The sequence below is a fragment of the Brachyspira sp. SAP_772 genome (assembly GCF_009755885.1).
In the GTDB taxonomy this organism is placed as follows: domain Bacteria; phylum Spirochaetota; class Brachyspiria; order Brachyspirales; family Brachyspiraceae; genus Brachyspira.
In genome coordinates, this window is record NZ_VYIX01000001.1 from 202,959 (window position 1) to 215,177 (window position 12,219).

9 protein-coding genes are annotated in these 12,219 nt (G+C 29.6%); 5 read left to right on the top strand and 4 right to left on the bottom strand.

Annotation, left to right across the window (positions count from 1 at the left end):
• Window positions 1-31: 31 nt before the first annotated feature.
• Window positions 32-970, bottom strand: a complete 939-nt coding sequence (locus GQX97_RS00855; RefSeq protein WP_157150078.1) for a bile acid:sodium symporter family protein — start codon at window positions 968-970, stop codon at window positions 32-34.
• 608 nt (window positions 971-1,578) lie between these two features.
• Window positions 1,579-3,261, bottom strand: coding sequence for a dihydroxy-acid dehydratase (ilvD, locus tag GQX97_RS00860; protein ID WP_157150079.1), 1,683 nt, complete (start codon window positions 3,259-3,261; stop codon window positions 1,579-1,581).
• 174 nt (window positions 3,262-3,435) lie between these two features.
• On the opposite strand from ilvD, the gene GQX97_RS00865 reads away from it, so the two are divergent.
• The 5 genes from GQX97_RS00865 (at window position 3,436) to GQX97_RS00885 (ending at window position 8,065) form a co-directional block, all read left to right on the top strand.
• Entirely contained in the window at window positions 3,436-3,951 is a 516-nt protein-coding gene (locus tag GQX97_RS00865) for a ferritin (RefSeq protein ID WP_157150080.1), read from the top strand.
• A 151-nt stretch (window positions 3,952-4,102) separates the two neighbouring features.
• A complete protein-coding gene (locus tag GQX97_RS00870; protein ID WP_157150081.1) occupies window positions 4,103-4,642 on the top strand; it encodes a flavodoxin domain-containing protein in 540 nt (179 codons plus the stop codon).
• Between the two features lie 260 nt (window positions 4,643-4,902).
• Complete coding sequence (locus tag GQX97_RS00875; protein WP_157150082.1) at window positions 4,903-6,531, top strand: NAD(P)/FAD-dependent oxidoreductase; 1,629 nt, start codon at window positions 4,903-4,905, stop codon at window positions 6,529-6,531.
• 80 nt (window positions 6,532-6,611) lie between these two features.
• Entirely contained in the window at window positions 6,612-7,115 is a 504-nt protein-coding gene (locus tag GQX97_RS00880) for a DUF2147 domain-containing protein (protein WP_157150083.1), read from the top strand.
• 44 nt (window positions 7,116-7,159) lie between these two features.
• Window positions 7,160-8,065 carry a hypothetical protein gene (locus GQX97_RS00885; RefSeq protein ID WP_157150084.1) on the top strand — a complete coding sequence of 302 codons (906 nt, stop codon included), beginning with the start codon at window positions 7,160-7,162 and terminating at the stop codon, window positions 8,063-8,065.
• 72 nt (window positions 8,066-8,137) lie between these two features.
• On the opposite strand, the gene GQX97_RS00890 is transcribed toward GQX97_RS00885, so the two are convergent.
• Window positions 8,138-9,343, bottom strand: a complete 1,206-nt coding sequence (locus GQX97_RS00890) for an OmpA family protein (RefSeq protein ID WP_157150085.1) — start codon at window positions 9,341-9,343, stop codon at window positions 8,138-8,140.
• A gap of 1 nt (window position 9,344) precedes the next feature.
• Window positions 9,345-12,167 carry a methyl-accepting chemotaxis protein gene (locus tag GQX97_RS00895; RefSeq protein ID WP_157150086.1) on the bottom strand — a complete coding sequence of 941 codons (2,823 nt, stop codon included), beginning with the start codon at window positions 12,165-12,167 and terminating at the stop codon, window positions 9,345-9,347.
• Window positions 12,168-12,219: the final 52 nt, after the last annotated feature.

Below are 12,219 nucleotides of genomic sequence, written 5' to 3' on the forward strand. Positions count from 1 at the left end.
GTTATCTTTAGTTTATCTCTTAATAACAATTTTACTCTTTTGTTCTTGCAGCCATTATATTAGCAACTATTGAACCTGATATACAATGCCATACACTTCCTATAGCACCGGGTACTGCTGCAAGTGCCATATAAGCAAAATGTGTTGAAGCAAGCGATGAAGCTAATCCTGCATTTTGCATGCCAACTTCTATAGATATGGTTTTGCATTTAGCATTATTAAACTTGCAAACCTTTCCTAGTAAATATCCAAGCATATATCCTAAAGTGTTATGTATTATTATAACTATAACTACTAAATGACCAACCTGCATAAGTCTTTGAGAGTTTGAAGATACTACAGCAGCTACTATTGCCACAACTGCCACTACTGATATTAAAGGTAGCACATCTTTGAAATGTTCAACAAATTTGTGAAAGAATTTATTTATAACGAATCCTAATACTATAGGAGCTATTACAACTTGAAGTATTGATATAAACATGCTCATAGCATTAACATCTATTTTTTCTCCAGCATAGAGTAGGGTAAGAAGCGGAGTTGCTAATGGAGCAAGTATTGTTGATACGGAAGTCATACCTACAGACAAAGGCACATCTCCTTTAGCTAAATAGGTTATAACGTTAGAAGATATTCCCCCCGGGCAAGTACCTACAAGTATTACCCCTATTGCAAGTTCAGGAGGAAGTCTGAAAGCTAAAGAAAGTAAGAATGCAAGTAAAGGCATTATAGTAAATTGTGCTATTGCCCCTATCACTATATCTCTTGGTCTTGTAAATAACACTTTGAAATCTTCAAGTTTTAATGTTATACCCATACAGAACATTGAAGTCATAAGAAGGTAGTTAACATAACTAGTTTTTATGAAGCTTACAGATTTTGGGAAAAATAAAGCTAATGCAGCCACTACTAATACTATAACTGACATATGTTTACCGAAGAAATTACTTATTTGTTTTAATGTTTTCATTTTAATATCCTTTTTTATTAGTTTTTGTTTTATTGTTTTTATATTAGATTTGTTTCAAAACTTATTAATATTGATTAAATAATATTTAATATATTTTAGTATTTAAAAATGCAGTTCTTTTGCTTCTTTTATACCAATAAAAGAAGTGGGGGTGTGTACCCTGCGGGCACGCTTCGCAGGGGGCAAAGCCACCACAAATAATAAAAACATAAAAATTTATTGTTCTTTTTCCCGCAGCAAAAAGAACCAAAAAGTGCAAATTAAGAAAGTAATACTAATTATATTTTATATACTAAATATCTAACTAAAAACAATATAAATATTTAATAATATAGTTTTACAATATCTTTAATCAATTATAAAACAAGTTTATTACTTTATAAAATTAATTTCTAATAATCATATTTCTCTCCTTTTAAAAATTTTATTTAAAATAAATTTAGTCTAAGCTTATATCAGCTATAAACTAAACAATTTTTATCCTGGCTTAAAAGATAGATATTCAAGCAGTCTGTAATTTTTTATAATGACTTTTAGATTTTTTAGTGCTTATTCGATGTTATAGGATTAAATACCCATAACATCATTTTATTAAAAATTATTTTTAATTATTTCAATACAGCACCAGTATTAGCAGACTGAACAAGTTTTCTATATCTTCCAAGCCAGCCTCTAATTTCCTCTAAAGGTTTAATGGCAATCTCTTTTCTTCTCTTTTCCATTTCTTCATCAGAGATTTCTAAATTGATTTTATGATTAGGAATGTCTATACTAATGATGTCATTTTCTTTTATGAATGCTATTTCGCCTCCGCTAGCAGCTTCTGGTGAAACGTGACCTATAGAAGCACCTCTTGAAGCACCAGAGAATCTTCCGTCAGTGATTAATGCAACATCTTTATCAAGCTTCATACCAGCAAGAGCAGAAGTAGGGTTTAACATCTCACGCATACCGGGTCCGCCCTTAGGTCCTTCATATCTTATAACTACAACATCGCCTTTGTTTATTTTACCGGCATATATAGCAGATATTGCCTCTTCTTCGCTGTCAAACACTCTTGCAGGGCCTTTATGTACAAGCATCTCATCAGCAACAGCAGAACGCTTAACAACGCATCCGTCTTTTGCTATATTTCCCCAAAGTATTGCTATACCGCCTGTTTTACTATAAGGGTTTTCTATATTTCTTAAAACATTATTATTTTTATTAACAGCATCTTTTATATTTTCGGCTATTGTTTTACCTGTAGCAGTGAGAAGAGAAGTATTTATAAATCCTCCCTTATCAAGCTCTTTCATAACAGCAGGTATTCCGCCGGCTTTATATAAATCTTCTATATAGTTGTGTCCAGCAGGTGCTAAATGGCAAAGATTAGGAGTGCGGTCGCTTACTTCATTTATGATTTTTAAATCTAATTCTATTCCTGCCTCATTAGCTATAGCAAGCAAGTGAAGTACGCTATTTGTAGAACAGCCTAATGCCATGTCAACAGCAAGTGCATTTTTAAAAGATTCTGGAGTTATTATATCTAATGGTTTTATATCTTTTTTTAATAATTCCATAACCTGCATACCAGCTTTTTTAGCAAGTAATGTTCTAGCAGAATAAACAGCAGGTATTGTGCCGTTTCCAGGAAGTGCTATACCTAATGCCTCAGAAAGACAGTTCATGCTATTAGCAGTATACATACCAGCACAAGAACCGCAGCTAGGGCATGTATGCTGAGCATATTCCTCTAATTCAGCATCATTTATAAGATTAGCCTTTTTTGCTCCAACAGCTTCAAATATATTTGATAAACTAACTTTACTGTCTCCATGCTCTCCCGGAAGCATAGCACCACCGCTTATCACTATTCCCGGTATATTCATTCTCAAAAGTCCCATTATCATGCCCGGAACTATTTTATCGCAGTTAGGTACAAGCACAACGCCGTCTAATCCATGTGCTATAACCATGCTTTCAACAGAATCAGCTATTAACTCTCTTGAAGGAAGCGAATATCTCATTCCCAAGTGCCCCATAGCTATTCCATCACAAACACCTATAGAAGGTATAAGTATAGGTGTACCTCCGCCTATTAATACTCCAGCCTTAACAGCCTGAGAGAGTTTGTCAAGATGTATATGTCCAGGTACAATTTCACTATATGCAGAAATAATTCCAATCAGAGGTCTTTTTAATTCTTCATCAGTATAACCCATAGAGTAGAATAAAGATCTGTTTGGTGCTCTTTCATCACCCTTTAATACTCTGTCGCTTCTTAAAGAACTATTTTCTCTGAAACTCATAATTATTATTTCTCCATTTAATAAAATTGTTTTTAAAAAATATACTTATACATTCTATTAGTAGAATGATAAAAAATCAAGCATTTTTTTATATTTTATGATATAAAAGTCTTGCAAAAAATGTTAGAATACTCTAAAATAATATCTATAATTTCTAACAAAAAGGAGTCTACTATGCCTATAATCAAAGAAGAAACAGTAAAATTATTAAATGACCATCTAAACGAGGAGCATTATTCAGCAAATCTATACTTCAACATGGCTGGATGGTGCGAGAAACAAGGATTAAAAGGATGCAGCAGCTTCCTATATAATCACTCAGCAGAAGAGCATACACATTTAGAGAAGTTTAGAGAGTATATCAATAAAGCTGGCGGTCAGGCTATAATGGGAGAGATGAAAGCTCCTGAATGTAATTTTAATTCTGTAGCAGAGCTATTTGAAAAAATAATTAAGCATGAAGAGTATATTACTAATTGTATTAATAAATTAGTAGGTAAGGCAATGGATGATAAAGATTATGTTACATTAAAGTTTTTGGAGTGGTTTGTTGAGGAGCAGCTTGAAGAAGAGGAATTATTTAATGACATTATTAAAAGAATAAAGATTTTAGGTGATTTGGAGGGAAGAAATCTTCATACTTTTGATAAGTTTGTAGGAAATTTAGATAAAGAAGAGCATAATTCATAAAATATAGTTTTATAAGTTTTAGGGTAGCTATTGTTAAAAAAATAATAGCTGCTCTTTTTTTAAATAAAAAATACATTCATTAAATCTATTATTAATATAAAAATAATTATTAGTTATTGCAAAAAAAAATTATTTATTATATTATAAGGATATGCCAAAAGATATTGCTGTACTTTATAAAAGTAAATATGGTTCTTCTAAAACATATTCTAAATGGATTTCAGATAAATTGCATGCTGATATATTTGAAATTGGGCATGTTTCTTTAAATACTTTAAATGATTATAACAAAATAATATTTGTAAGTGCATTATATGCTGGAAAGTTATCTGCTATAAAAACTATTAGAAAGCTTTATAATAGTTTACATAATAATAAAAAAATATATTGTGTTGTTATAGGTATAGGCGATCCTAATGACAAAGATATTTATAATGCTTCATTAGATAAAAATTTTAAACCTAATGAAAAAGAGAATATAAAGTTTTATTTCTTAAGAGGATGCATAGATTTTGATAAATTAAAAATACATCATGCTTTAATGATGCATATGCTAAAAACTATAATATCAAGCAAATCAGTAAAAACAGAAGATGAACAGATGCTTCTAAAAAATTACGGCAAAAAAATAGATTTTCTTAATAAAAACTCTATAGAAAATATAGTATCCGACATAAAAAAAGAAGAGTAAATTACTTAATAAACTTAAAAATATTCACAAAAACAATACAATAATCCATAATTTTTAATAAAAATATCAAAACATCATAATATTTTACGCTACATTTTATACAAATACCTAAAAAGTTCATAAAATTTACTGAAATGCCACTTAGATATACGCATTTTCATAAAAAAACGCTTGTATTTTTATAATTTTATATTATCATTTGTATATAAGCAAAAATGATTAAAAATGCTTATAAAGATTCTTTTTATAAGGAGATAAAAATGGAAAATAATAAATATGATATAGTAATTATAGGTTCTGGATTAGGAGGATTAACATCTGGAGCTTATTTAGCAAAACAAGGAAAAAAAGTATTGGTTTTAGAAAGCCATAATATAGTAGGCGGTTGTGCCACAGTATTTAAAAGAAAAAATGTTAAGTTTGAAGTTGGGCTTCATGAAATGGATATGGGCAAAAAAAGCAGAGATATGAAGCATGTAATATTCAATAAATTAGGTCTTTATGACAGAATTGATTTAGTAAAGCTTCCTCAAACTTGGAGAATAAAAAGTGAAGACACTGATTTAGTAATACCAGAAGGTTATGAAAATGTTATAAACACTTTAGAAAAAGAGTTCCCAGAAGAAAAGCAAGGCATAAGAAAATATTTTGCTGGACTTTCAAGAATGATGTATATGATAAGAAGAGTGCCTTATGATTTGAAGTTCTTTGATTTCTTCTTTTACCCTATAACAACATTCCCTATGAACTTGTATCATCTATTTACACAAAAGAAATTAGGTGATGTGTTGGACTCTATGATAAAAAGTGATAAATTAAAAAGAATATTAAACATTAATATTACTTATTATCATGATAACCCATATAAGTTTAGTTGGTATTATCATGCTTGTGCTCAGGGAGCTTATTATAATTCTGCTTGTTTTATTAAAGGCGGAAGTCAAAGCTTATCAAATGCTTTAGCTGATATAATAAGAGAAAATGGCGGCGAAGTAAAAGTTTCTTCTGAGGTAAAAAAGATAAATGTAAAAGGCAATATTGCTGAGGGAGTAACTTATTTTGATAAAAGAGCAAAAGAAGAAGTAACAGTATATGGTGATTATATAATAGCAAATGCTGCTCCTAAAGTGGTTTATGATGAATTATTGCCAAAAGGATATGAAGACAAAAGAATAAATAAACTTAAAAACTCTGTATCATTATACACAGTTTACATAATATTTAAGAAAAAGTTCTCAGAGCTCTACCCTAATAATGCCTACTCTACATTTATAACTACAGAGAAAACATTGAACACCACATTTAAAGAAGATGCTAAAGGACAAAGAGATATACCAGTAGAAGATAGAAACTTTGTATTTGTAGATTATTCAGCAATAGATAGCGGGCTTGTAGAAGAGGGAGATGAGCGTTCATTTGCTGTACTAACAGGCCCTTCATTCTTAGATGAGTGGAAAGATTTAAGCGATGAGGAATATAAAGCTAAAAAGAAAGAGTTAGCAGAAAAATTGATAGAGAGAGCAGAGAAACATTATCCGGGATTTAGAGAGAATATTGAATATTATGAAGTAGCTACACCAAAAACAATAAAGAGATATATTAAAACTCCAGACGGTACAGCATATGGTTTTGCTCAAGATGGATATTTGAAAAAAAGCCGCAGTGTGAGAGTATCTCCTACAGTGAAAAATCTTCACTTTGCTAGTGCTTGGGGATTCCCGGGCGGAGGATTTACAGGAGCTTTATTAAGCGGATATTTGGCAGCAAGAAATATATTGTTCCCTATAAAGGCTTATGTGGTTTTAAGATTACTCCTTTGTACAGCATTCGGTACAGCTCTTGGAACAATACATCATTGGCTTCCTGCGATAATTAATCTTTTTAAGTAATATAAATCTCAAAATAAATATCTTGTTGGTATTAAAATAATGCCAGCAAGATAATAAAAAACAAATTAAGGAGAGAAAAAATGAAAAGGAATTTGATTATAAAAGTATTAGCTTTTACTATGTTATTTAATATAATAGCTTTAGCACAGAATGCTGATGATATAGTTGGTTTATGGTATAGTCATGCTGATGCCAAAAACAGAATTGCAGTTATAGAGATATTCAAAGAAAACAATAAATATTATGCTTATTCATTTGCTTATACTAATTCTAATGATGTTGTGTATGATGTTAATAATCCAAAGAAAGAATTAAGAAACTTGCCATTAAAAGGATTAGTATATTTATATAACTTAGAGTTCAAAAGCGGAGAGTGGAAAAATGGTAAAGTCTACAATCCAGAGCAGGGAAAAGTGTATAATGCTAAAATAGATTTATCTGATAATAAGCAAGAGATAAAATTAAGAGCCAGTGTAGATGGCGGCGGGCTTTTTGGTAAGACACTTACTTGGAAAAAAGTGCCTGCTAATGAAGTTTCTAAATATACGCCATTAAATAAAAATGAGTTAAGAAGGTTAGACTAAGTATGATAAGAGAATATATTTTTATAGGTGATAAGGAAGGTTTTATGAAAAAATTATTAATTATTATGCTTAGTTTAATTATGAGTTTGCCGTTAATAGCACAAGACAATGCAACGCCTCAAAGAGATTTGACAGATACTTCTGATGAGGGCTGGTATTTTTCCAATCACTTCTTAGGAAGATGGAATCACTTTGGGGCATTGTATCAAGGTCAAGTGTTTTATAAAAAAGCTTTATTTAGAGAGAGAAACAACTTCTTCTTTGCTGATTCTTATCTGCTTGCCGGCATAGAACAGGAGTTCAGCAGCTTTTCAAGAACATCAGCCTATGTTGAGTTTCAGCCTCTAATAGCATTAAAGTTTTTATTTAAGTTTACATATGAGGCAGGTTTAGCAGACCCCGGAAGACCTACTTTGGTAGATAGCAACACAAAAGAGTTTAATCATGCACTTCCGCCATTTACAGGTCTTAATCCAATGACTAAAAAACCTCAGTATGTAGGCGGAAATACAATATATTTTCAAATGGCTCCTACACTTACAATGGGAGGACCAGCAGGACCGGGTTTATTAGCTTTAATATACACTCCATATATAAGCTATATAAGAGCATTTGGAGTTGATAAAGCTAATTTTGTATACTTGCCTAGAGAGGCTATAGTTGTAAAGGCAGAAGATTGGTACTTTAATCATGATATAAAATTAGGTTACAGCATGAGAGAGTGGGGTATGGCTTTTGCTATCAATAGCACAATAGAGCATATGATTTCAAGTAAAGATTTATTTAGAGTAGGGTTATTTGCAGCCTACAGCTATAAGAAACCTATAGAAAAAGTTCCTAGTCTTACTCCTTTTGCTAATGTGAAGTTGGGTACTTGGCTTGTAGAGAAACATATACAATATAAGTTTGCTATTCAAATGGATATAGGGCTTGAATGGAAGTTCTTATAATAATAATTTAGACAACACGAAGAATATATAAAAATACATTATTGGGCTTGTAAAAAATATATTTTTACAGGCCTATCTTAATTTTATTATAATATCTACTCTTCTATTTTTTTGTCTTCCATCTGGATTATCATTTGAAGCTATAGGCTCTTTATCCCCAAAACCTCTATAAGACAATTTATCATGGTCGAGTTTTGGCAAAATATAATCTGCTACAGTTTTTGCTCTTCTTTCTGATAGGGTTTGATTATAATTTGCTTCTCCTGTGTTATCAGTGTGTCCTTCAACTATAATTTCTCTGTCTGGATAAGTTTCTTTAATGGCATTTATAATATTATCAACAGTGTCTTTGGCATCTTCTCTAAGTGTATAAGAATCCGTATCAAATAAAATCTCCCCAAGCCTAATTACCAACCCCTCGGGAACAGTATCAACTACAACATCATCATTAAGATTATCTTCTAACTTTTTTCTGTTTAATTCATTTTCTTCTTCTGTAAGAGTATTATAAATTTTATAAGTGCTTATAATATTCATCTTGTATTGCAAACTAAGAAAAGATAAGTTTTTGCCATATCCAAATAATATCTGATATCTCTCAGTTTGTGATACAGGTATATTTTTATTCATATCCCACAAAAAAGTTCCATAATTAAAACCATATATTCTCTCAGGATAACCATTTCTAGAAAGTCCTGCCTGAAGTAAATCTTTATCAGTCATGATATGATATTGTATAACAGCAAGAGGGTCATTATTTTCATTTGTTTCAATGTTGGCAAATAAATAATCGGAAGATAATGCCATAGCAAGATTAGGGGCATTATTAACTTTTACTATCTCCATAGCTTCACTATTCCAAGAATGAGTGAGAGGTATTTCTTTGTCTGGGAATGTAGGAATATGTCTTACATTCGGCATAAAATAATTATAAGGCACTTCAAATGTACCATTAGTGTGTATTATAAAATCACTTGAATATTCTTCTTCCAAATGAAAAACACTATCTTTGTCATATAGCCTAAAGATTTTAAATACTCCACTTACTCTATATCCGCCCTTAGGAGCTATTGCTATAACTGTTAAATCTACAATGTTTCTTTCTTTATAAGTTTTTTTTAATAAACCGTTTTCATAATATTCTACATCAGCAGTTTTTACAGATTCAATTCTCTCTCCAACTTTGAGATTCCAAAAGAATTTATGCGATATCGTTTGAGTATAAGAAATATTAAAAATAAATATCGTTAAAATTAATATAAATTTTATTTTACTCATATTAACCTTTATTTCTCATTTTCTTTTTCTCTTCTTTCATTTTTTGTTTTTGAGCTCTCTGTTCTAGTTTTAACTTTAATTTATCCAAAGCCTTAGCTTCTTTCTGTAAATCTTCTTCAGTTTTTTCTGTCTTAAATGAAATAACAGATTTATATAATTGTAAGAATATATATTGTAATTCTTTTATTCTCTTATCCATAGTCTCCATACTAGCACTGCTAGCATTAGACAACTCACTTACATTTTCTATAGAGTTAACAAGTCTTTTAATATCACTTTCAGTAGTATTTACAACATTAACCACATCTTCAGCCAACTTATCAACGCTTGTTATATTCTGCCCAACAGTAGAACTCATCTGCATCTGTTTTATAGATAATTCCTGAATATATTCAGTAATACTATTTAAGTTTGAAATATTAGCTAATATATCCCTTCTTCCAACATCAAGTTCATCATTAGCATTAGATATGTTAGCAATTAAATCAGCAATGGTGTTAGAACCTTCAAGTATCTTCTCCATAGATTCAGAACTCTTAAATGCTAAAGCTACAGTATGGTCAATAGCCTGTGTAGTCTCTTCAATAATATCATCAATTATCTTAGAGTTTTCATCTGTATCTTCTGCCAATTTTCTAATCTTATCAGCAACAACTGTAAAACCTCTACCATGTTCACCCGCATGAGCAGCCTCAATAGCAGCATTCATTGCAAGTAGGTTAGTTTGTTCTGCTATGTTATGTATAACTTGAGTGATGTTTGTAATCTGTTTTGAATATTCTTTAATACTTTGAATAGATTCTGTAACAGATTCTCCTATATTACTTCCATCTTGTGCTTCTGTATATAATACTTTTGCATAAGTATTTGCTTTATTTGCTCCTTGGCTCACTGTAACAATATTTGCTATCATCTGCTGAACTGATGTACTTGTTCTTGATATTGCTTCAGATTGTGATTTTATTTTATCTGTAATGTCATTAATATTATCTAATAATAATTGTATAGTTTCATTAACAGAGCTAAATTTAGTTCTTTGCATAAAACTCACTCTTGCAGCATTAGAAGAGGACGCTGATATTTTTGAAGAGTTTTCAAATTCTTTTTCAAACTCTTTATATATTGTGTTAAAATCACTAATACTCATACTAATAGAAGCTCTCATATTTTGTATGTTTCCAGTCATAGTATAAGCATTGTTTTTAATTGTTACGATAATGTTTTGCATTTTATCTAAAAACTTATTAAATGAATGAACTAATTCACCAGTTTCATTATTATTAACTATAGGAAGTCTGATTGTTAAATCACCAGAGCCTTCACTGAGTGATTCAGAAACGTTTTTAGCAGCAACTAAAGTTCTTCTTAAATTGTATATTAATAATATTATAGAAATTAAAAATATTAATAATCCTAGATATATAAATAAATTAGCAATAGATAATACCTCTCTAAAAGCAGGATCTGTTTGATATGCAGGCTGATAACTCCAACTATTTATTACATATATATCATTGAATAATAAATATTTTACAAATAATAAATTTAATGCTTCATTATAGAATATTTTAGCATCTACAACACTATTTATTTTACTATTGTTTTGTTCGTCTCTAATTTGAAGTGAGTTTCCAACATTTCCTAGTATGTTTTGCATATTTTGAAGTTCATTGAGATTATTAAAAGCATTAATATTATAATCTCTATCTGTAATAAATATATTTAAATTATCTTTATATAAATTATTATTTAATAAATCTTCATATATTGAAGTTTTTACTTCTAATAAAATAAAACCTATATTATTGTTATTATAAATAATGGGATTATAAACATAAAAACTATCATTATATCTTATAATGTCTACATAATAATTAGTTTCACTAGTTAGCAGATTCAATTTAGTTCTATCTATGTTTGGAGTATAATTTGTATATACTCTAGTAACGCTATTATCTTTATAGCCAAAATCTACATATAAATTTCTTGCTGCAGTATCATCTATATTCATTCCCATATTATCTAGGTTTGAGAAATATATAGCAAAAGATATTATATCAGGATCATTTATATATTGTTTTTTTATATAATTATTAATAATATTAATATTATCATTAAAATTATTATTATTTCTAGGATAATTATTTATATAGTATGATAGGGCGGTAGTAACATTAATATATTTATCTATTCTTCTTGCAAACTCATTTACAAAATCATTAGCATATTCTCTTTTTTTAGATGCATTAGAAGCCCCATAGTGATAAGATTCAGCCCTATAATGCATACCATTAACTAAAGTGATTATAAATATAACTACCGATATCAATATAGGCACTAAACTATAACCCATAGGTAAATAATATTCTTTAGAGCCAGTTTTTCTATATAAGGGTCCCACCAAAAAGTTAAAAGAAAGAGAAGCAAGCCCCATAGAAAAAGTTATAAGAAATATTACCATTATGAGTCTTATATTAATTATTTCAAAAATGCTAATACTTCCTTCTATTAGGTAAATCGTATATGAAACTATAGCTACTAATACAACAGCAACACCTGTCTTTATAACATACAGCCTTCCAAGCATAACAGATTTTTTTCTCTCTGCTTTTATACAATCTAAAAATAAACTTATAGAAATTCCTAATGCTATTAATACAATAAATAAATATACATATCCTCTTAAAGAACTTCCCAACTGATATATAGTTCTTAATAGTATTGAATATAATTCAACAGATACAACAGCAACTATTAAGAAATGTATTGGTATGTAGAACTTCAATTTATTTTTTCTAGAAATTTCTTTTTTATTTAATTGCATACAAACAACCTAAAGTATTATTATTGTTATAATTATCGGTAAGGGTGTATTA